This is a genomic window from Mucilaginibacter sp. P2_D11 (genome assembly GCF_056404435.1).
Genome location: NZ_JBFUEA010000004.1, coordinates 278,917 through 300,988, shown reverse-complemented (window position 1 = coordinate 300,988; position 22,072 = coordinate 278,917). Strand labels below are relative to the sequence as shown.

21 protein-coding genes are annotated in these 22,072 nt (G+C 46.3%); 13 read left to right on the top strand and 8 right to left on the bottom strand.

Going from position 1 to position 22,072, the window contains the following annotated elements; translation table 11 throughout:
• Window positions 1-93 precede the first annotated feature (93 nt).
• The 4 genes from AC1DXC_RS08005 (at window position 94) to AC1DXC_RS07990 (ending at window position 3,015) form a co-directional block, all read left to right on the top strand.
• Window positions 94-933, top strand: coding sequence for an MBL fold metallo-hydrolase (locus AC1DXC_RS08005; RefSeq protein ID WP_477458622.1), 840 nt, complete (start codon window positions 94-96; stop codon window positions 931-933).
• Window positions 934-1,055: 122 nt separating this feature from the next.
• Window positions 1,056-1,916 (top strand): sigma-70 family RNA polymerase sigma factor, encoded by an 861-nt coding sequence (locus tag AC1DXC_RS08000; RefSeq protein ID WP_067053926.1) that lies wholly within the window; start codon window positions 1,056-1,058, stop codon window positions 1,914-1,916.
• A 137-nt stretch (window positions 1,917-2,053) separates the two neighbouring features.
• Window positions 2,054-2,359 carry a hypothetical protein gene (locus AC1DXC_RS07995; RefSeq protein ID WP_477458621.1) on the top strand — a complete coding sequence of 102 codons (306 nt, stop codon included), beginning with the start codon at window positions 2,054-2,056 and terminating at the stop codon, window positions 2,357-2,359.
• Complete coding sequence (locus tag AC1DXC_RS07990; protein WP_477458620.1) at window positions 2,356-3,015, top strand: ATP-binding cassette domain-containing protein; 660 nt, start codon at window positions 2,356-2,358, stop codon at window positions 3,013-3,015. The genes AC1DXC_RS07995 and AC1DXC_RS07990 overlap by 4 nt, the downstream gene beginning before the upstream one ends.
• 30 nt (window positions 3,016-3,045) lie before the next feature.
• Here the strand turns inward: AC1DXC_RS07990 and AC1DXC_RS07985 are convergent, their stop codons facing one another.
• A complete protein-coding gene (locus AC1DXC_RS07985) occupies window positions 3,046-4,476 on the bottom strand; it encodes a cyclodeaminase/cyclohydrolase family protein (protein ID WP_477458619.1) in 1,431 nt (476 codons plus the stop codon).
• Between the two features lie 136 nt (window positions 4,477-4,612).
• On the opposite strand from AC1DXC_RS07985, the gene AC1DXC_RS07980 reads away from it, so the two are divergent.
• Window positions 4,613-5,398 (top strand): PhzF family phenazine biosynthesis protein, encoded by a 786-nt coding sequence (locus AC1DXC_RS07980; RefSeq protein WP_477458618.1) that lies wholly within the window; start codon window positions 4,613-4,615, stop codon window positions 5,396-5,398.
• Window positions 5,391-6,509 (top strand): redoxin domain-containing protein, encoded by a 1,119-nt coding sequence (locus AC1DXC_RS07975; protein ID WP_477458617.1) that lies wholly within the window; start codon window positions 5,391-5,393, stop codon window positions 6,507-6,509. Before AC1DXC_RS07980 ends, AC1DXC_RS07975 begins: the two co-directional genes overlap by 8 nt.
• 25 nt (window positions 6,510-6,534) lie before the next feature.
• On the opposite strand, the gene AC1DXC_RS07970 is transcribed toward AC1DXC_RS07975, so the two are convergent.
• On the bottom strand, window positions 6,535-7,065 hold the full coding sequence (locus AC1DXC_RS07970; protein ID WP_477458616.1) for a hypothetical protein: 531 nt from the start codon (window positions 7,063-7,065) through the stop codon (window positions 6,535-6,537).
• 76 nt (window positions 7,066-7,141) lie between these two features.
• Here AC1DXC_RS07970 and smc point away from each other — a divergent pair, with 76 nt between their 5' ends.
• On the top strand, window positions 7,142-10,684 hold the full coding sequence (gene smc, locus AC1DXC_RS07965) for a chromosome segregation protein SMC (protein WP_477458615.1): 3,543 nt from the start codon (window positions 7,142-7,144) through the stop codon (window positions 10,682-10,684).
• Window positions 10,685-10,741: 57 nt separating this feature from the next.
• Here smc and AC1DXC_RS07960 read toward each other — a convergent pair whose 3' ends face one another.
• Genes AC1DXC_RS07960 through AC1DXC_RS07945 form a run of 4 tightly spaced genes read right to left on the bottom strand, consistent with a single transcriptional unit; the run spans window position 10,742 to window position 13,935 of the window.
• The gene (locus AC1DXC_RS07960; protein WP_477458614.1) at window positions 10,742-12,310 is read right to left on the bottom strand and encodes a S41 family peptidase; all 1,569 of its coding nucleotides are present in this window, start codon (window positions 12,308-12,310) and stop codon (window positions 10,742-10,744) included.
• 59 nt (window positions 12,311-12,369) lie between these two features.
• Window positions 12,370-12,987, bottom strand: a complete 618-nt coding sequence (locus tag AC1DXC_RS07955; protein WP_477458613.1) for an HAD hydrolase-like protein — start codon at window positions 12,985-12,987, stop codon at window positions 12,370-12,372.
• Window positions 12,968-13,276, bottom strand: a complete 309-nt coding sequence (locus tag AC1DXC_RS07950; RefSeq protein ID WP_477458612.1) for a hypothetical protein — start codon at window positions 13,274-13,276, stop codon at window positions 12,968-12,970. The genes AC1DXC_RS07955 and AC1DXC_RS07950 overlap by 20 nt, the downstream gene beginning before the upstream one ends.
• The gene (locus AC1DXC_RS07945; protein ID WP_477458611.1) at window positions 13,273-13,935 is read right to left on the bottom strand and encodes an ABC transporter ATP-binding protein; all 663 of its coding nucleotides are present in this window, start codon (window positions 13,933-13,935) and stop codon (window positions 13,273-13,275) included. Before AC1DXC_RS07945 ends, AC1DXC_RS07950 begins: the two co-directional genes overlap by 4 nt.
• 85 nt (window positions 13,936-14,020) lie before the next feature.
• Between AC1DXC_RS07945 and AC1DXC_RS07940 the strand changes: the two genes are divergently transcribed.
• The 3 genes from AC1DXC_RS07940 to AC1DXC_RS07930 all read left to right on the top strand — a co-directional run bounded on the left by AC1DXC_RS07940 (window position 14,021) and on the right by AC1DXC_RS07930 (window position 16,946).
• Window positions 14,021-14,839, top strand: a complete 819-nt coding sequence (locus AC1DXC_RS07940) for an alpha/beta hydrolase (protein ID WP_477458610.1) — start codon at window positions 14,021-14,023, stop codon at window positions 14,837-14,839.
• Between the two features lie 291 nt (window positions 14,840-15,130).
• Window positions 15,131-16,324, top strand: coding sequence for an ADP-forming succinate--CoA ligase subunit beta (gene sucC / locus AC1DXC_RS07935; protein WP_477458609.1), 1,194 nt, complete (start codon window positions 15,131-15,133; stop codon window positions 16,322-16,324).
• Window positions 16,325-16,472: 148 nt separating this feature from the next.
• Window positions 16,473-16,946 carry a hypothetical protein gene (locus AC1DXC_RS07930; protein WP_477458608.1) on the top strand — a complete coding sequence of 158 codons (474 nt, stop codon included), beginning with the start codon at window positions 16,473-16,475 and terminating at the stop codon, window positions 16,944-16,946.
• A 264-nt stretch (window positions 16,947-17,210) separates the two neighbouring features.
• Here the strand turns inward: AC1DXC_RS07930 and AC1DXC_RS07925 are convergent, their stop codons facing one another.
• Entirely contained in the window at window positions 17,211-17,750 is a 540-nt protein-coding gene (locus AC1DXC_RS07925; RefSeq protein ID WP_477458607.1) for a hypothetical protein, read from the bottom strand.
• Between the two features lie 722 nt (window positions 17,751-18,472).
• Between AC1DXC_RS07925 and AC1DXC_RS07920 the strand changes: the two genes are divergently transcribed.
• From AC1DXC_RS07920 to AC1DXC_RS07910, 3 genes are all read left to right on the top strand, one after another.
• Window positions 18,473-19,006 (top strand): YceI family protein, encoded by a 534-nt coding sequence (locus AC1DXC_RS07920; protein WP_477458606.1) that lies wholly within the window; start codon window positions 18,473-18,475, stop codon window positions 19,004-19,006.
• Window positions 19,007-19,215: 209 nt separating this feature from the next.
• The gene (locus tag AC1DXC_RS07915) at window positions 19,216-19,836 is read left to right on the top strand and encodes an L-threonylcarbamoyladenylate synthase (RefSeq protein ID WP_477458605.1); all 621 of its coding nucleotides are present in this window, start codon (window positions 19,216-19,218) and stop codon (window positions 19,834-19,836) included.
• 34 nt (window positions 19,837-19,870) lie between these two features.
• Window positions 19,871-21,052: a hypothetical protein gene (locus tag AC1DXC_RS07910; protein ID WP_477458604.1), complete on the top strand. Its 1,182-nt coding sequence runs from the start codon at window positions 19,871-19,873 to the stop codon at window positions 21,050-21,052.
• A 46-nt stretch (window positions 21,053-21,098) separates the two neighbouring features.
• Here the strand turns inward: AC1DXC_RS07910 and trpA are convergent, their stop codons facing one another.
• Entirely contained in the window at window positions 21,099-21,869 is a 771-nt protein-coding gene (gene trpA, locus AC1DXC_RS07905; protein WP_477458722.1) for a tryptophan synthase subunit alpha, read from the bottom strand.
• Window positions 21,870-22,072: the final 203 nt, after the last annotated feature.

Below are 22,072 nucleotides of genomic sequence, written 5' to 3'. Positions count from 1 at the left end.
AGGTAAAGATAGGAACATTTGCATATCAGGAAAAAAGTTCCCTTTATTTTAGCCGGTTTTTGTCAATAATATTTTTCAAATTCGTATTCAATTATGACCCTCCACACCATAGATACAGGCTTTTTTAAATTAGACGGCGGTGCCATGTTCGGCGTGGTACCCAAATCCATATGGCAAAAAACCAACCCGGCCGATGCCAACAACCTTTGTACCTGGGCCATGCGCTGCCTGCTGATAGAAGATGGCAACCGGCTGATCCTGATAGATACCGGCATAGGCGATAAGCAGAGCGAGAAATTCTTTAGCCATTACTACCTGCATGGCGATGCCACCATGGATAGCTCACTGGCGGCGAAAGGCTTCCACCGGGATGATATTACGGATGTGTTCCTCACTCACCTGCATTTCGATCATGTGGGGGGTGCCGTGCTTCGCGATGGAGAGCTTTTGAAACCAGCCTTCAAAAATGCTACCTACTGGAGCAACCCGCAGCACTGGGATTGGGCGGTGAACCCCAACGAGCGCGAGAAAGCATCGTTCCTTACCGAGAATATCCTGCCCATACAGCAAAGTGGTCAGCTAAAATTCATCGATGCTGTGGATGGCGCAAAATTTACCGATGATATCAGCATACGGCTGGCCTATGGGCATACCGATGCCATGATGCTGCCACTGATTGATTATAAAGGCAAAAAGCTATTGTACATGGCCGATCTGTTGCCATCCGTGGGGCATATCCCTTTGCCTTATGTAATGGCCTACGATATGTTCCCGATGAAGACCCTAGCCGAGCGTAAGGTATTTTGGAACGAGGCCATCGAACAGGAGTACATCCTGTACCTGGAGCACGACCCGATAAACGAGTGCTGCACGCTGCAACAAACCGAAAAAGGCATCAAGGTTAAGGAAATGTTTAGCCTGGATAAACTTTGAGATTGCTTTTAATATATGAATAATTATTGCATTTTAGCAATGCGGTTTTTTAACTTTAAGAAACAAAAATATACATTTGCACGTTCAATCCTAAATAACAGAATTGAGGTTTACCTAAATAGATGAGACAACTCAAAATAACGCAATCCATTACCAATCGTGAGTCGCAGTCCCTCGACAAATACCTGCACGAAATTGGTAAAGTTGATTTGATCACTGCCGAAGAAGAAGTAATCTTAGCCCAAAAAATACGCGAAGGCGACCAGGCTGCATTGGAGCGTTTAACCAAAACCAACCTGCGTTTCGTGGTTTCGGTTGCCAAGCAATACCAAAACCAGGGCCTTACCCTGGGCGACTTGATAAACGAAGGCAACCTGGGTTTGATAAAGGCTGCCAAGCGTTTCGATGAGACAAAGGGTTTCAAATTTATTTCGTACGCTGTTTGGTGGATCCGCCAGTCTATTTTGCAGGCCATTGCCGAGCAAAGCCGTATAGTGCGCTTACCATTGAACCAGGTAGGCAGTTTAAGTAAAATAAGTAAGGCTTTCAGCAAGCTGGAGCAGGAATTCGAACGCGAACCATCGCCCGAAGAACTGGCCGACATACTGGAAACCACCGTTGATAAAATATCTGATACGCTGAGTAACAGCGGCCGCCATGTAAGTATGGATGCCCCCTTCGTACAAGGCGAGGAAAATACTTTGCTGGATGTACTGGAAAACCAGGAACCCAATACCGATTCGATACTGATAAACGAATCCTTATCCGAAGAGATAAAACGCTCGTTATCAACCCTGACCGAGCGTGAGCGCGAAATCATTGTGCTGTTCTTCGGCCTGGGTAGCAATCACCCGCTGTCGTTGGAAGAAATTGGCGAGAAGTTCAATTTAACCCGCGAGCGCGTGCGCCAGATAAAAGACAAAGCCTTGCAGCGTTTGCGTCACACGTCGCGCAGCAAAATCCTAAAATCGTACCTGGGGTAATACTTTTACGTTATACGAAAAAACCTCCGCCAAAACAGCGGAGGTTTTTTTATGCCCAATAGCCGCGTCAGGATACAATATCGTTGCACAGGCAGCGTTTACGCCTTGTCTGCCTAAAGGACTCACAAATACTCCCGATGCCCGATATACGCAAGCTGCTCTGGTACTTTTACAAACCCATACTTTTCTGGAACAGCGTGTTCACCCTTACCTGCCTGGGGCTGGTTTGCTATTATGGCCGCAAAGTGGCGGGCTTCGTGCTGTTTTTTAAGTTGATGGGGTATGTATCAACTACCTTCCTGCAAAGCTATACCGCCAAAAACGTGTACATGTTTTACCGCAACGCGGGCTATAGCGTGCGCCGCATGTATGCCTATACCTACGCTATCGATCTGGCCATATACTTCATTTTGCTAACCATTTGCCTGTTATTAATCAAATGAACAAGACGTTAAAAGTGGATAGCGTGCAGCTGGAATTCGACGGGCGCAAGATATTGCAGAGCGTATATCTCAATTGTACCCAGGGCGAAGTGATTGGTTTGCTGGGCCGTAATGGCTGCGGCAAATCGTCGTTGCTCAAGATTATTTTCGGTACGCTGCAGGCCAATTACCGATATGTGAGCATAGATGAGCAATTTATCCATAAAGGCTATCATCACAACCGCATTGCCTACCTACCGCAGCATAACTACCTGCCGGGCGGCATCAGGATAGAGAAGCTGGCCCGGGTACTGGTAGACCCTATATCGTGGCCCGAGTTTGCTACCTTGCCCATATACCAACGCAATGCAGATAAAGAGATACACGAGCTTTCGGGCGGCGAGCTGCGCCAACTGGAAACCATGATGATTATCCACAGTCGCGCCGATTTTATATTATTGGATGAGCCCTTCACCCACATCTCCCCTATCCAGGCCGAAGAGTTCAAGCCCGTAATACGCGCCTGCGCCAAACGCAAAGGCATCGTGATCACAGATCACCAATACTACAACATACTGGAAGTAAGTGATAAAGTGATTTTATTAGCCGATGGGGTGACGAAACACATCGCGGATAATGATGAATTGGTTACGTACGGGTATTTGAGCGGGAAGTGACCAGAAATTCGGTATATCAATAAATCGAAACTAATTATAAACAGAAACAGGTGAACGAAATTCCACTAACCCAAGTTCTTCCAAGCGAATAGCCATCGCCCCCTCGGAAACGTTAAATAAATTTGCAATAGACCTAAACGAGGTTCCGTAAAATGAATCTGCTGAAGCAATAATCCTTGCCAACTCTCTAAGATTTCTACATCTGAGCAAAAATGAATCAAGGCGTCCTCCAGTTAATGCAAAAACCGTCTCATCATTAGGTGAAAACGTCTCCGTAAAAAATAGTTCGTGAAACGTTGCTCTAACCTGTTTTTCGGGCATTAAAAAATAAGTAGCAAATTTATCGGCTTGAATTTCGGTTCTATCTCTTGTCATAAGGGCACTTGAGCCATCAGTTGCCCTATCGCGATGCAATACAGTCTGCTTATGTAAAAGTGCGTGACCGAGTTCATGTGCCAAAGTAAAATTTTGAGTCTGAACTGGAAATATTGTCGACACGACTACAGCTTCTTTACTGCTGTCTATAATCCCAGCGATTTCAACAGTTTCTCCAAACATTTTGTAAGGATTAAGTCTTTCTCGTTTGAAGACCGTATAATTTAATAGTTTTTCAAAAGCAACTTGGGGCTGTAAAATCTCTCTCGGGCTTTCAAAGCTTCTCCTTTTCCAAATTGTATTTCGATAACGCCACATAATATTTTGAAGTTTCTTGGCGACATCTTCAATGTTTGAGTCAGATAATTTGGTATTGCCCTGCTTAATGGTTTCTAAACTCCTAATTTCTCGAAGAAGCAATTGGTGTTCATTAACTTCGTTTTCAAGTAATTCCTGGCACTCTTGAGCCGACGAAAGCAATCTTTCATGTCCTTTTTTTAAACTGCGAGAAGTCAAATTGATACTTTCTATCCAAGTTGAATCATTTATGGAAAGTAGATTTAAATTGATAATAGACAAACACCCCGCAATAGTGGAAACAGCAGTGTGAAGTGCTACACCTGAATCACCTCTGGCCGTTTTGAAAGCATTGTTGAAAATGAATATGGCATAATCTGCGAGTTCCGTACACAATTCTGCAATCTCTACCAATGTTTCGGTAGCGGGCTTGAGCGCATCTTTTGCCTGTTGACTTAAAATCTTGCCACGTAAGAAATTATCTTCTTTGTCACGAGCGTCACGCAATTCAATTGCAATATTAAATTGTTCAGAATCCTGATGGAATAAAAATTGAAGTCTCGGATAAATTCTATTTTTGATTTCTGATGATATTTTGCTGATTTCAGGAATTATCGATTGGTACAATTTGCCTCTCTTTTTATCGATAGTAAGGGATATTACAGTTAAAATTAATTGAGCAGATAACATGCCTTGGAAAGCGGCGGCGCTACCACTGCCGGGCACATGACTCCCTTTGCCAAATTTTTCCAATAACGTAGCAGCAGGCAACTCCAATTTGTTAGTCATAATTATATTTTAATCAGCATATTAGCTGTAAATTTATGAACAATAACCCTCCATCGCAAACCTATTTTCACTAGGTTTCTTGATTTGCAATTCTCTTATAAAGAATCTATATTGAATAGACTAAATTCTACCCATCATGACCATTCCAATTTACCAGGCCGATGCCTTTACCGATAAGCTTTTCGGCGGCAATCCGGCTGCTGTTTGTCCGCTAACCGAATGGCTGCCCGATGCTGTGATGCAAAAGATAGCCTTGGAGAACAACCTCGCCGAAACCGCCTTTTTTGTAAAGAACGATACCGGCTACCTGTTGCGCTGGTTTACGCCCGAGCTGGAGATTGACCTTTGCGGCCACGCCACCCTGGCCACGGCGCACATCATTTTTACGGAACTGGGCTATGATGGCGATACCATCCGTTTCGATACCGTTAAAGCGGGCACGCTGTCGGTAAAGCGCGAAGGCGACAAATATTGTTTGGATTTTCCCTCGCGGCCGGCATTCGCAGCGGATGCTCCTGAGGGCCTGATTGCTTCATTAGGCGGAAAAAAGCCCTTAAAAGTTTTGCGCTCGCGCGATTATATGCTGGTGTACGAAAGCGAGGAAGACGTAGCCTGCATTGTACCAGACCATTCCGCACTAACCAAAATAAATACACTTGGTGTTATCGTAACCGCGCCGGGCAAAGAGGTAGATTTCGTGTCGAGGTTTTTTGCGCCGGGTGCGGGCGTACCTGAGGATCCGGTTACAGGTTCGGCACACTGCAACCTCATCCCTTATTGGGCCGATAGATTGGGCAAAGCCAAGCTCCATGCCTACCAGATATCTGCCCGCAAAGGCGAACTTTGGTGTGAGTTGAAGGGCGACAGGGTGCTGATGGCCGGCAAAGCAGTTACCTATTTAAAGGGTGAGATTTATGTTTAACAAATGGTGCCTTATTTTATTGTTGCTGCTGGCAAGCCCCGCAGCACTTTTTGCACAGCGGTACAGCATATCCGGCAAAATAGGAGGTTTTAAAAATAACAGCAAAGTTTATTTGGTAAATGGAGAAACCGACGACCGCATAAACAGCACCGTGCTAAGGCAAGGCATATTCCATTTAAAAGGCAATTTAAAGGACGGCCCGATGTACCTTTCTGTCATTATTCACGAAGGAAAAAACGAGTATGCCTGCGAGGTGTTTGCTGGTGGCGGCGATGTTTCCATTACAGGCAGCAAAAAGGATTTTCCATACAATATCAAAATAGACGGGCCTGCCGAACAACGCAAGTTTAATGCTTATCAGCAGTTGATGAAAGCGATAAATAAGAAGTCGGACTCCCTGATGCAGGTTTATTTAAAAGTGCGGAACGACAGCATAGCAGCACGACAAGCGGCCATAAATTACAATAAAACGGGCGATGAATACCAAACCATCAACAAGAAACTAATTAATCAAAACAGCAACACCTATTATGCCGTAAAGGAATTCCACAACTACTTACCCCAAATGGGCCGGGACAGCATTCAGCGGGTGTACAGCGGCCTTTCGGGGCATATACAACAGAGCATCTACGGGAAGCGCATCCAAACGTATTTAACTACGGGCGATACGCTAAAGGTTAACGATAAAATTTATGATTTTGAGGCCTATGATGCCGGCGGCAAAAATCACTTGCTTTCTAATTATACGGATAAATACATCCTGCTCGATTTCTCCTCCGTACATTGCGGCCCATGTATTGCTGCGGCGGATGAATTACGTATGCTCACCCAAAAATACAAGGGTAGCCTACATGTAATATCCTTCTCGCCCGATAAAAAAGCCGAATGGTTGCAGGGCATTAAAAACGACAAAGCAACCTGGATAAGCCTTACCGACGGCCAGGGCGATCACAGCAAAATATTGCTAAAATACGGCGTGCCGGTATATCCTACCTTTTTTATCATTTCGCCGGGCGGCGTAATTACTGAGAAATGGACGGGGTACGAAAAACAAGCAAGCGGCATGGGCAGCCTGGAACTGCGTCTTATCAAATACCTTAAGAAGCCCTGAACAATCAAAAGTTAGTAAATCTATTCTACTTACCGGGTATCAACAACCCGGTTTTTCCGGTTTTCATTACGGGCGGTACGGGGTAAATATCATCGCTGGTATTGTCTACCCCATCAACGCCGGCAGAGAACAGGTAATAACTATCGCCGCTTTTTTTATACCTGAAGTTTGGCTGTTTGCTGTGGATTTTCTGTACCGGGTCGTAAATGAAGATCATCTTGTCTTCTTTAGTAAGTTCTTCTAAACTATCGGGATATTGCCCGTGCTGTACCTTATAAAATTCAACGTTTTTCACCAGGCCGTTTAGCTGGTCTTTTGATATGGACGCAAACCTTTTTTGAAAATCCTCACTGCGGGAAAATATACCTAAAGAGGCATAAGCAAAAACAGTAAACAGCACGCAGGCAACCCCTATCAAAACAAGTTTACGGTCGTGATACTTTATTAAGCCGTATAATATTAAGGCTACGCCCACAAAAGCACCTACTAGGGGTACAAATCCTAAAAGGCCCAATAAATACGGCGGGCGGGCATCGCGGTTATATGAGGAAAACATAGCTTAAACATACAAAATACCGCGATAATTTCCGTACCTTAAAGCCTTAATTTTTCGGCACGTACTATATTGTTTAATGCAGCTTACTAAATTAGAAATCAAGGGTTTCAAAAGCTTTGGCGATAAAATAACCATCAACTTTAATGAGGGTGTTACCGCTATTGTGGGGCCCAATGGCTGCGGCAAAAGCAACGTGGTTGATTCTATACGCTGGGTTTTGGGCGAACAGAGCACCCGCGCGCTGCGATCGGAGAAGATGGATAACATTATTTTCAACGGCACCAAAAGCCGCAAGGCCGCCAATTTAGCCGAGGTATCGCTCACTTTCGACAATACCAAAAACATCCTCCCTACCGATTTTTCGCAGGTTACGCTTACCCGCCGCCTGTACCGCAGCGGCGAAAGCGAGTACCGCCTCAACGATGTGCAATGCCGGCTGAAAGATATTACCGATATGTTCCTGGATACCGGCGTAGGTGCCGATTCGTACGCCATCATCGAGCTTAAGATGATCGACGAGATCATCAACAACAAGGAGGGTTCGCGCCGTAACTTGTTCGAGGAGGCATCGGGCATATCCAAATACAAACTCCGCAAAAAGCAAACCTTCAATAAGCTAAAAGATACCGAAGCCGACCTGGAACGCGTGGAGGACCTGCTCTTCGAGATTGAGAAAAACCTCAAAACCTTAGAGAACCAGGCCAAGAAAACCGAACGCTACTACCGCCTGCGCGATCAGTATAAGGTGCTCAGCATTTCGCTCGCCTCCTTCCGCATTGCGGGGTTCAGCAAAACACTGGCAGAGATAGAGGAAAAAGAACAAAAGCAAAGGGTAGAAAAATCGGGCTTCGCGACCCAAATAGATACCCTGGAAGCGGCCCTGCAACAGCAGAAACTGGATAGCATTACCCGCGAGAAAAACCTGGCCGCGCAGCAAAAAACCACCAACGAGTTCGTATCTAAAATACGCGCTTACGAGAGCGAGAAACGCATCAAGAACGAGCAGCTTAAACACCAGCAGGATAAAGAAGCCCGTCTGAAAGAGGAGCTGGAACGCGATACCAACCAGCACAAGCACGTTCAATACAATATCAAACGCCTCAACGAGGAAAAAATGCAGGAGGAAGAAAACCTGCAAAGCATAACCGCACGGGTGGCCGAACTGAAGGCCGCCGTGGATGACCTCCGCTTATCGCAAACCGAGGCGCGGGCAGAATTGAACGAGCTCAACTCGGTTAACAACCGCCTGCAAAACCAGGTGTACAAAACCGAAAAAGATATCGATATCCTCAACATACAGCAGCAGGCCCTGGAACAGGAAAGCCTGCGCAATATGGAAGATGCCAGCAATAAAGAGGTGGAGCTATCGCACTTTAACCACGTGGTTGCCGAGCTGGATAGCCGCAGCGAAACGCTGAAGAACGAATACGATTTGGCCGTTGATGCCGAAAACAAGCTACAGGAGCAAATAGTAGCTACCGACGCTGAGCTGAAAACCGTTACCGACAGTATAGCCGCCGACAGCCGCAAGCTGGATGCCAAACAAAACGAATACAACCTTACCAAAAGTATGGTTGATAACCTGGAGGGATTCCCCGAGTCTATCCGTTTCCTGAAGAAAAATACCAACTGGGCCAAAAACATCACCCTGTTCAGTGATATCCTGTTTTGTAAGGAGGAATTCCGCATAGCGATAGAGAACTACCTGGAGCCGCTGATGAACCATTACGTGGTAAACAGTTATGATGAAGCTATAGCCGCCATCAACCTGCTTAGCAATTCGTCAAAAGGCCGGGCGCAGTTTTTTATACTTGATAATTACAAAAACGAAGCTGCGGAGAGCAATGTCAATCTTGAGGGTGTATCCATCCCTGCCCTGTCCGTAATAGAAGTAGAACCGCGGTACGCGCCGCTATGCACCCATCTGCTTAAGAACGTGTACCTGGTAAACGACCATACCGAGCAGGACATCAACAGCCTCCCCCTACCCGATGGCGTGGTGCTGATAGGCAAAAGCGGTAAGTTCAATAAATCGCGCCACACTATGGCCGGTGGTTCGGTGGGCTTGTTTGAGGGCAAACGTATTGGCCGCGCCAAAAACCTGGAGAACCTGCTGAAGGAAATAAAACAGGCCGAAACGCGCATCGGTACGCTTAAGAGCCAGAGCCAGCAGCTACAAAGCAGCCTGGTTGCGCTGAAAGCATCAACCAAAGCGAACGAGATAAGGCAAAAACAAGTCGACCTGAACAAGCTTAATACCGAACTGGTCACCGTTAAAACCAAGCAGGAGCAGTACCAGGCCTTCATAGAGAACAGCCTTAACCGCAAGCAGGATATTGCCAACCGCATTGCCGGTATCAAAAACGATATCATTACCCTGCAGCCTGCACTGGTAGAATACCGCACCCAAAAGCAAACACAGGCCGACCTGATGCTGGATAAGCAGCAGGAATTTAACGAGCTGAACGAGATGGTGTCGGTACAATCAAACGCTTACAACCAGGAGAACATCCGTTTCCACCAGCAGCAGAACAAGGTATCGGGCCTGATGAAGGACCTGGAGTACCGCGAATCGCAATTGGACAACCTCGACGGCCGTATTATGCACAACAGTGCTGAAATGGAAAAGGTGAAGGTCTTGATAAAAGAGAACCTGCAGCAAACCGGCGAAAGCGACGACGACCTTTTGAGCATGTACGAACAAAAGGAAAACCTGGAAAAAGCCACCCAGGAGGCCGAACGCGAATACTACGCATGGCGCGGCAGCATCACCGAAAGCGAGAACGAAATACTTCAGCTTCGCCGCAATAAAGACCAGGCCGAACTGATAGAGAACGAGCTGAAAGATGCCCGCAATAACCTAAAACTGGAACTGAATGCCTTGAAGGAACGCCTTTCGGTTGAGTTTAACGTGGATATTGCCGACCTGCCCGAGACTGACGAAAACCAAACAGAAGACGAGGCCGACATACGCGAGCGTACCGATAAGCTAAAACGCCAAATGGACGACTTTGGTGCCATTAACCCGATGGCGGTAGAAGCCTACAACGAAATGAGCGAACGCCACGCTTTTATACAGGCCCAGAAGAAAGACCTTGCAGAGGCAAAGGCATCATTGCTGGCTACCATACAGGAGATAGACGATACCGCGAAAGAGAAATTCATGTCGGCATTTACGATGGTGCGCGAGAATTTCATCAAAGTGTTTCGTTCCCTCTTCAACGAGGAGGACAGTTGCGATTTGATACTATCCGACCCCTCCCATCCGCTGGAATCGGAGATAGACATCGTCGCGCGTCCAAAGGGTAAGCGCCCCTTATCCATCAACCAACTATCCGGCGGCGAAAAAACGTTGACCGCTACGGCCATCCTCTTCTCGCTTTACCTGTTGAAGCCCGCTCCCTTCTGTATTTTTGATGAGGTGGACGCCCCGCTTGATGATACCAATATCGATAAGTTCAACAACATCATACGCAAGTTCTCAAAAGAATCGCAGTTCATCATCATATCGCACAACAAGCGCACCATCGCCTGCACAGATATTATCTACGGCGTGACGATGGTTGAGCAGGGCATATCGCGCGTAGTACCGGTAGACCTTCGCGAGCTAGCCGATTAAATCGAAAAAGCGCCCTGTTTTCACAGGACGCTTTCACATCATTACTAATACTTAAAACTATTTCCTTTTCAACGATTTGTTGAACACCATGCCGCGGAATTTACTACCATCAATCTGTACGCCCGCATCGTGCGTTTGGTCTAAAGACATTACACGGGTTTTACCGTTGGTGCTTTGTATCACCTGCCCTGCTACAGTAAACGTGCCGGTTTTAACATAGTTCAACGCGTGCGCGAACAGGCCTTCGGTTGGGTCGCCAAAATCTTTGGTCACGTCGTCAAAGTCCCTGATGCCCGGGTAATCGGTAGTGCCCGGCGTCATGCCTGCATAATAGCCGCCCTGGCTTGCCGAGTTCTTGGTTTCGAATTCGGGGATGTACATCTGGTACTTGTTGATATCGATATCGAAAAAGCCAACCGGTTTACCATAGCTGGTGGTACCGATAAACTTAACATCCATTATAGGGCGCAGGTTATTGATGGTGAGTTCGCTTGCCGATGCCGTTGAACCCGTGATGATAAAAAACACGTGGCTCAGGTTCAGTGAATAAGGGATGTTTGTTTTAGTGAAATTAACGGCGTTGCCTGATACAGAATAATCAAACTGTGAGTAATTGTATATCTCGCCGGTATCCGGGTCTTTACGTACCTGGTTTTTAAGGATACTGGCCTTGCCGCTGGTTAAGATACTGTTGAAGTATGAACTGTACATCAACGTACCGCTTTTTGACGCCGGGGCAATCAAATTGCTCAGATACTCGGCAGTTGATACGTAGCCACCACCATTGTAACGTAAATCTACCACCAGGTCGGTGATACCCTGCGCGGAAAATTCGGCAAATGCCTCGTCTATTTTAGGCTTAGCATTAGCCTGCGAGGTGAAGCTATTGAACACGATATAACCTACCTTTTTGCCGCCGCCCTGGTCTATCACCTTATGAACGATTACCGGGTTTATGGTATAAGTGGCCACATTAAGTGTAACCGTGATATTGGTAGCATCGGGCTTTTTAAGCACCATGTTAATGGTATTGCTATTGGCATACGCATTGATCACGAAGTTAAGGTTGGTACCCGGGCCGCCGTTGCCATCATAAGTTAAGGCAGTGCGCCCGTTTATGCTGGTTATCTGGTAGCCACGTTTTATACCCGCCAGATCTGCAGGCGAATTGGGATAAACGTAGCGCACGCGCAAATCGTTGTTGTCGTTATATATCGGCGCGAAACCGAAATCACCGTTAATACCGTTCAGTTCTGACGACACGGTACCATCATCTATAAACGAGTATTTAGCCTCGCCCGGCGAAGCCGAATAATACTCATAGGGTTTGCCTGTGTTTGGGTTTATCTTATACTGCGATATGGCATCCACCTCTTTCTGCAGGGCGCTGATATCGTCGGTACCGGTAAAGGTACGGGGTTTAAAAGTGGCGTAATCCGGCAAGCCATCATTCCAATAATAAGCTTCTTTGGCATACAGGAAGATAGAATCGCGTATCAGGTCAAGCGTTGTGCCTGTTTTTGACGGGCCGATAGTGGTATCGTCCGGGGTGGGCGTTTTGCTCTTTTTGCATGATGAGAAAACAACCACTGCAGAAAGTATAGCCAGGTAAAGTATTTTGCGCATATTAATTATAAGTATATGTTCGTTAACGGATTTATCAATAATATATTACAGCCCTGAAATTACAAAAACTCGCTCACATTTAAGTAGTCTATACCGGTTGCCTGGGCACATAATACATCAGTTTCTGAATTTTCTATCATCAGCAGGTCGCGACGCTCTAAATTATGCTCTTTCATCAGCAAATGCAGCACATCCGGCTCGGGTTTGGGCGTGCTTTCATCCGCAAAATAAGCCACCAGGTAAGGCTCCAGCCCGTGCCATTCCATGTGCTTTATTTTGTTGAGCTGCTGCTGCGGGCTGCCATTGGTTACGATGAACAATTTCTTGCGATCGGTAACGGCTTCCTGCAAAAAGGTTAACATATTTTGGTACAACAGCAACTTCAGCGGCGCCTTGCCTGTGTCCAACAGCAGGGCCAGGTTGGGCCTGTATTTTTCGTCTACGCCCAAAGTGACCACCAATTCGTCGAACACCGCATCGGCTCCTTTATGGATATACGTATCTATCATTACATTGGTTGTCTGCTTGGCATCGGTAAGTTCGGTGTATTCCAAAAGATTGGCAAACAGGTAATAAATTTGGTATAGGTAGTCCTTCTCGGGATACAGCACGTTGTCCAGCTCCAGTATGAAAGCTTTTTTGCGTGGGTCGATGTCGTTATAAGTAAGCCTGGCCATCAAATAGCGCTATGTTATATTCGTTAAATAGTAGTTCAGATTGTTTCAGTAGGTTAAACTCCTCCCCTGTCAATGCATAAATCGCATCTATGCCTTTATCCAGGCAAAGGGTGAGCATCTCGTGCTGGTAACTTACCGATGCCGGGTTGGGCAGCCTAAGCAGGCCCATGTTCTTCACCATAAAATCGGGCAGGTCGGCGTAATCGCCCAGCAATATCTCCCAGGCGCTCAGTTTGTTCTTTAATTTATGTGCCGATGCGGATGTAGCGGCGGTTATCAGTATGTTCAAGCTAAAGTATCTACAATTTTGCCATCTTTCATTAATATGGTGCGGTCGGCCATGCCGGCAAGCTCCTCGTTATGCGTTACGATGACGAATGTTTGGTTAAAATCTCTGCGCAATTTTACAAATAGTTCATGCAGTTCCAGCGCGTTCTTAGAGTCGAGGTTACCCGATGGTTCATCGGCAAAAATCAATGCAGGCTTATTTATTAAAGCCCTTGCCACGGCAACGCGCTGCTGCTCGCCGCCCGATAGTTCGGCAGGTTTGTGCGTAAGCCTGTCGCCCAGGCCCAGCATTTCCAGCAGCTCTGTAGCGCGTTTCTCGGCATCGGCGCGGGGCACGCCGGCAATAAAGGCGGGCATGCACACATTCTCGATGGCGTTAAACTCTACCAGCAGGTGGTGAAACTGGAAGATAAAGCCGATTTTCCGGTTGCGGAAATCGCTCAGGTGTTTGTTATCCAGCTGGCTAACCTTCACATTATCGATAAACAGCTCTCCCGAATCGGCATTATCCAGCGTACCCAATATATTGAGCAGCGAACTTTTGCCCGCACCGGATGCGCCTACTATGGTTACGATCTCGCCCCGGTTCACCTGAAGGTCTACCCCTTTTAAGATATGCAGCTTCCCGTACGATTTATGGATAGATTGCGCTTTAAGCATGGGGTAAAATTAGTGATTTGCCTTGGAAAAACCGGAAGGGGGCGTATATTAGGCTCACAATTATAACCGGCTATCTAAATTTACCATGAAAAAACTTATCATCCTGCTGCTCTTCACCATTCCCGTTGTTGTAAATGCACAGCAAAGCTACGTTACCGTAAAGGCAGTGCCCTACTATGCCGACTCTATCCGCCAGAAAGATGCTTATATAGCCTCACAGTGCGTACTGGATGTATATTATCCTAAGGATAAAAAGGATTTTGCCACGGTAGTATGGTTCCACGGTGGCGGGCTTACCGGCGGCGCAAAAGAAATACCACAGGAGTTAAAGGATAAAGGGTATGCAGTAATTGGCGTTGGTTACCGTTTATCGCCCAAAGCCAAAGCGCCGGCTTATATAGAAGATGCAGCCGCTGCCGTGGCCTGGGCGTTCAAAAATATTGCCCAATACGGCGGAAGCGCTAAACATATCTACTTAACCGGCCACTCGGCAGGCGGCTACCTGGCCATGATGATTACCCTGAATAAAGCCTATCTGGCCAAATACGGCATCGATGCCAATAGCGTGGCCGAACTGATTCCCTTCAGCGGGCAGTGCATTACGCATTACACCATCAGGCAGGAACACGGCATTAAAGATACCCAGCCAACTATCGACGAATTTGCCCCGCTTTACTGGGTACGTGCCGATGCCCCGCCCATGCTACTCATCACCGGCGATGCCGAAATGGAGCTGCTTGGCCGTTACGAAGAAAACGCCTACATGCTGCGCATGATGAAACTTGCCGGCCATAAAAGCACCCGGCTGTTCCAACTGCAGGGCTACGACCATGGCGGTATGCCCGCAGGTGCCTTCCCCCTGCTGCTGAAAGAGATTGTAGCCAGGGAAAAGGTGATAAAATAGGGCGGAGGAGGGAGATTGTTCGACCCTATTGAAAAGACCGGGGGAGGTGCGATTCCCCTCTTGAGAGGGGTGGAGGGGTGTGTTTATGCGCTATGTATTGTACTACAGCATAGTGGCGAACACACCCCTGCCACTACACAATCCAACGCGCCCCCTCTCGAGAGGGGAACAAAAAAGAAAGCTTTCGAACATTCATGGCAATAAATTAACACCCTGCCAACAAATCTATAACCGCTAACCTCCAATCTCTAAAAAGAAAATAGTAGTTTTACCGCAAATCTTTCAAAACACATGAATATCCACGAATATCAGGGCAAAGCGATATTAAAAAGCTTTGGCGTTAGAGTACAGGAAGGCATTGTTGCCGATACCCCCGAAGAGGCGGTGGCAGCTGCACAAAAAATGAAGGAAGACTACGGGTCGGACTGGACGGTTATCAAAGCGCAGATACACGCAGGTGGCCGTGGCAAAGGCGGCGGCGTAAAGCTGGCCAAAAATGCTGAGCAGGTAAAAGAAATTGCAGGCAAGATTATCGGCATGCAGTTGGTTACCCCGCAAACCGGCCCCGAAGGCAAATTAGTGAAGAAAATATTGGTTGCCCAGGATGTTTACTACCCCGGCGAAAGCGAAGTAAAAGAGTTTTACGTAAGCGTATTGCTTGATCGTGCCGCAGGCCGCAACATCATCATGTACTCTACCGAAGGCGGTATGGACATTGAAGAAGTAGCACACAGCACCCCTGAGCTTATCCACAAAGAAGAAATAGACCCAAAAGTTGGCCTGCAGGGCTTCCAGGCGCGCAAGATTGCTTTTAACCTTGGCCTTAGCGGCGATGCGTTTAAGGATATGGTAAAATTCATCACTGCTTTATACAAAGCTTACGATGCTACCGATTCTTCGCAGTTCGAAATAAACCCTGTTTTAAAGACATCTGATAACAAAATATTGGCGGTTGATGCTAAGGTAAACTTAGACGATAATGCCCTTTACCGCCACCCGGATTACGCAGCAATGCGCGATACCGACGAGGAGGACCCAACCGAAGTTGAAGCAAGCAAAAGCAACCTTAACTACGTAAAGCTCGACGGTAACGTTGGCTGTATGGTTAACGGCGCGGGTTTGGCCATGGCTACCATGGACATTATCAAAATTGCCGGCGGCGAGCCTGCAAACTTCTTGGACGTAGGCGGAACTGCCAACGCACAAACCGTTAAAGCAGGTTTCAACATCATCCTGTCGGATCCTAACGTGAAGGCTATTCTTATTAATATCTTCGGCGGTATCGTTCGTTGCGATCGTGTTGCGCAGGGTGTTATAGACGCTTACAAAGAGATCGGCAACATCCCGGTACCTATCATCGTACGTTTGCAAGGCACCAACGCTGCCGAAGCGAAAGAACTGATCGATAACTCGGGCTTGAAAGTGTACTCGGCTATATTACTGAAAGAAGCAGCCGAGCGCGTTAAAGAAGTGCTGGCACTTTAGTTTAGAGATTAGCGGCCGGAGGTTAGCGGTTAGTTTGATTTCCGGTTTAGATATTGAAAGGGGCTTCGGCCCCTTTTTTTGTTGATCAAATTTTGGGGGCTTTTATGGAATATAGCGTGGGTATGCATCCTGCCTGTAAAACCTCAATATGAAAGCAACCCTACACATCATCAAACTTATTGCCATAGTCTTACTATTTGCCGGTACCGCGAGCGCACAAAGCCTCTTGACCCCTACCGAACTAAGCCTCGCACACCAAGCTGCAGATAGTAGCGCCGTTACCGCCTCTTTAGCCATAAAAGGTTACAAGCCGGCTTACAGCTGGGGCAACGCCGGGCACAAAGTAAGTAACTGGCTGTTTCAAACAAAGCAGGGAGAAGATTACGATTTTAAAATCAGGAAAATAATTGAGCCGAAGCATACCATCACCTATTATTGGATAACCAGCGATTTCTATTACCAGCAGTTTATGGTCGCTGCTTTAAAAGAAAACTACAAATGCGCAGGCGTGCAACTGATAGAAAAACAACTCTACTTCGTGTTTAAAAATGGCGATACGGTGTTCTACACCAATCAGGAACGGGATACGGATAATACGACTTATACGGTGTTGATGAGGTGAAAACGCCCAATTGATTGATTTGGCGTTTCATCACGTTGTCATTGCGAGCGAAGCGCGGCAACCTCAGAGGACATTTGGCGACGCCGCAAAGCAACGGTGCTTGTCCTCTGAGGTTGCCACGTCGCCCCCGCGCTCAGCTCCCCGCTGCTCCTCGCAATGACAAAAGGGAGAAAATACAGTTAAAAGTCTCTACATAGACCGTTTAACTCTAAATTCAACAAAAAAATCATGTTTCAATATCTCCCCTCCGCCCCTTTTGTTGCTTTAGTTTCCTTTGAAAATAACATCATCTTTTGTTCCGAATTTCTGATCGGCTCCACTGGATTTTAATAGATAAGAATTACCCCCGTTCATCAGTTGATATTTATACGATTTATCCCATTCATCTTGCATCCAGTCTGATCGTAGTGGGTTTCCTTGAATTAAAATGAATAAGTTGGCAGGGTACAAATCGGTGCTCCCTTTGTAATGCTTCAATGCGATATTAATCTCTTCGCATTCCTTTAAAGTATCTTGTTTTTTAAAGTAATTTTTAGAAAAGATGAATACTAAAATAATGATAGAAAATATGCACAAACAAGACAATAAGATAAGAGTGATTGTTTTTTTTACAGCTGCGTAAGTAATGCCTGGCGTTTTAGTTTTTTTGGTAAGGTAAATCATACCAGCGCCAAAAAGCATCAACAGGAAATACACCGGGGTGGGCCATATACCGAAGAAAACCATACAAATATTCAGGACTAACCCTGTCACAAAAAGGACCTTGCCAGTCGTTTTAAATAATCGTTCGAAGGTATAGCTCAATTGTATTATCTATTTTACGCAATATATACTTTCTATCGGCACAAAATCTAAAACAGCCGCAAATCTAATCCCCTAAATGGTCAAGGAATGTGGGGTGGGCCAAACATATCGTCGCCCGCAGGGCCTCTCGATAGACTTCCCGCCGGTTCAAGCGTCCCGCTTGAACCTTAGCGTTATAGTAAGCGTCCCGCTTACTTCACCACTTTGCAATCTTAGAAACATCCACATTTAAATCTTGCAGCCCCGTTGGCACGTGGTTTCGGTACAGGAATAATAATATACCTGCAAAATCGACTAAAAATCATTTCGTTACGTCAGCCGGACGTTGACATGTGTAGGCTGTGCTGTATTAATCACGTTGTCATTGCGAGCGAAGCGCGGCAACCTCAGAGGACATTTAGCGACGCCGCAAAGCAACGGTGCTTGACCCATGAGATTGCCACGTCGCCCCTGCGCTCAGTTCCCTGCCGCTCCTCGCAATGACAATGGGGAGAAAATACCCTCTACGGAGACTGAAAACGTAACAAGTACTTCACGCTATAATATTCGCGCACCGCCCCTTTTGTTGCTTATTTGCCTAAACAAAAAGCCCAAAATAAGTGTTATAACTTATATTTGTCTACCTAGTGTAAAATCGACAATAAATAATAGATGTTTAAACATCTATTATTATATTTGTATCATAATTCAAAAGAGAAACAAAATTTAAAACATAAAACATCATGGCAACAGCAACAAAATGGGTTTTAGACCCAATGCACTCAGAAGTACAATTTAAAGTAAAACACTTAGTAATATCAACCGTAACCGGTTCTTTCAAAACATTCGAAGGCGAACTGAGCACCGAAAGCGAAGATTTTGATGGCGCTGATATCAGCTTTTCGTTAGATGTAGCTAGCATCGATACCAATCAGGAAATGCGCGACGGTCATCTGAAATCTGCTGAGTTCTTCGATGCAGAAACTTACCCAAAAATCAGCTTCAAATCAACCGCCTTCACCAAAGACGGCGACGACTATAAATTAACCGGCGATTTGACCATTAAAGACGTTACCAAACCGGTAACCCTTGATGTAGAGCACGGTGGCGTAGCAGGCGATTTCTACGGCAACACTAAAGCAGGTTTCGAAGTAACCGGCAAAATAAACCGTAAAGATTTCGGTTTGGTTTGGGATGGCGTAACCGAAGCAGGTTCGGTTGTGTTGGGTTCAGATATTAAACTGATCATCAACGTACAGTTTGCAAAACAAGCGTAATTGATTTCGGAATTCGGATTTGGGAATTCGGATTTTAAATCAAGCAGATTTGTCAACTTTTAAAAAGTTGACAAATCTTAACATATACAAAATGCCGGATATAACAATTATTCGGCATTTTTGTATTTAATATGTACTTATAGGAATTCGAAGGCAGCGCCAAATAGGCAAATCCGAAATCGAACATCCGAATTCCGAAATATAAAATCATGCTAATCAAAATATACCCCGAGAACCCCAACCCAAAAGCCATAGAGCAAGTTGCCGATGTGCTGCGCAAGGGCGGTCTCATCATTTACCCAACCGATACCGTTTACGGGCTGGGTTGCGACATAACCAATCACAAGGCCATTGAAGCTATCTGTAAGATACGCGGCATCAAACCCGAGAAGGCTAATTTCTCGTTCATCTGCTACGATCTGAGTCATATCTCCGATTATATCAAACCCATAGACAATGCCACCTTCAGGGTGCTGAAAAAAGCTTTGCCGGGGCCATTCACCTTTATATTCAATGCCAGCCATGCGGTGCCCAAACTGCTTAGTTCCAACAAGAAAACGGTGGGTATCCGTGTGCCTGATAACAATATCGCCCGGGAAATTGTGAAGGTGCTGGGCAACCCTATCCTTTCCACCTCCATCCACGATGAGGACGACATCATCGAATACAGTACCGACCCGGAACTGATTTACGAGAAATACCAGGATTTGGTAGATTTCGTGATAGACGGCGGCTACGGCGACAACGTGCCTTCTACCGTTGTAGATTGCACCGGCGGAGATTTCGAGGTTATCCGCGAAGGCAAGGGCGTGCTGGAAGATTATTTATAAGGATATCTGCCAAAAACATCCTAATTTTCGGCCGATGAACGAAAACTGGCTTTTATTGGGGGTGTTTGCTATCGCCGGCTTAATAGTACTTAATACTGCAAGCTTTATCATCATCCTCCTGCACGAACTTGGGCACGCACTGCCCGCGCTATTTTTCACCAAACGACCCGTCACCATCTACATCGGTTCCTACGGCGACGATGTGGGGCCGAAAATTCGCATAAGCAAATTAACCATCAGGATAAAACCCCGCCTCTCCTATTTACGGGCGGGTGGGCTTAGTACCTACGAGGCTATCCCATCGGCCACAAAAAACTACGCCATACTACTGGGCGGTCCATTGGTAACGGTGGCCATAGCGGCTTTGCTTATGCCGGCAGTAATTGACGGCGACTTTCACGGTCCGCTGAAGATTATGGTGGTGATACTGCTAGGCTGCACCTTGCTCAATCTCATCGGTAACTTATATCCCCGCAAATTAGAGCCGGATACTACTTTGTATTCCGACGGGAAGCAGCTTATCGATATCCTTAAACTGCGGGGAACAAACACGTATCTTTTCAAGGCTGCGGCCTTTTTCTATCACAACCAATTCCGGGAAACCTTAACGGAACTGGACCGCATAGATAAGCGATACCTCAACGAATACATCGCCAGCCTGTATATACAAAGTTATGTAGAGCTGAAACAATTTGCTGCGCTCACGGCGTTCAAAGAAAAGTATATGGATGCGGGGCTGTTGGCCTCACTTACTTCTTACAATGCCATAAACTTGTCGTTCGCCAACATACAGCTAAAAGAATATCCTGAAGCACTGGCGTTGCTGGACAAGGCTATAGAGTTGGATGATGAAAGCTATTACGCCTACAACAACCGCGGCTTTGTGCACAACCTACTGGGTAACTATGCTGCCGCCAAAGCCGATTTAAACAAAGCCTGCAAAATCGACCCTAATGCAGCCTACTCGGTAACCAACCGAGCGTATTCCAACATTAAGCTTGGACTGATGGACGATGCTTTAGTCGACATAAACCGTTCGATGGTGCTGAACGAGCACAACGCCTACATCTACCTGGTTCAGGGCATGTACCAGTTGGAAACCGGTCACCTCAGCGAGGCCCTGGCAAACTTCGAAAAAGCGAAACGTATGGAAGCCACTACGGTATTAGTAGATGATTATATAGCCCTTGCGAAAAGCAAGCTTTTGCAGCCCTAAAACGAAGAAAAGCAAAGAAAATTAAAGAAATTTAAGGAAAAATACGCTACCCTTTTATCCCCGCAATGAAGCCCGGTATCTTCTCCATATAACCTTCAGTCCCCAGTAATTTAACGAACGCGCTACCAACGATGGCGCCATTGGCGTACTGGCAAGCTTTGCTGAACGAGGCATGATCTGATATGCCGAAACCGATGATAGCTGGGTTATTCAACTCCATAGCCTTTACACGGGTGTAATAGCTTTCGATGCTATCGGTAAGCTGCAAGTTGCCGCCGGTGATAGATGATGAGGATAGCAGGTATATAAAGCTGTTGCTCAAGGCATCTATCTTACGGATACGCTCCTCTGAAGTTTGTGGCGTAACCAGGAATATATTGCTGAGGTTATTATCTTCGAAATAGTTGCTGTACAGCATTTCGTATTCGTACATAGGCAGGTCCGGCACGATGATACCATCTACGCCAACCGCAGCTGCATCTTTGCAGAAACGTTCTACGCCATATTGTACGATGGGGTTTACATAACCCATGAGCAATATGGGGATGCTTACGCGTTGGCGCAAATCCTTCAGTTGTTCGAACAACACGGCCAGCGTCATGCCGTTCAGCAGGGCCTGTTCCGAGCTATGCTGTATGGTAGGCCCATCGGCAACCGGGTCTGAATACGGGAACCCTACCTCCAGGAAATCGGCACCGGCTTTTTCCAGCGCCTCGGCAATATCTACCGTGGTATCCAGCCCGGGGTAACCGGCGGTGAAGTAGATAGACAGCAGGTCATGCTTTTTAGCAGCGAAAAGTTTGTTCAACCGGTTCATGGGGGTAATTGTATCAGCCATATGCTGCAAAAATATTGTTAAAAAACAGCTTTCGGAGGGTTTATTGCAAAACTTTTTGAAGGAGTCCCGGCGGGCAGGCTATATTACAATACACCTCGGGAGCATAATCCTGATTAGGGTTTACGCAAGGTGTTCCACTTTGCGTCCAAAAAAGCATTTCACTTATTATGTTTAAGTATTTA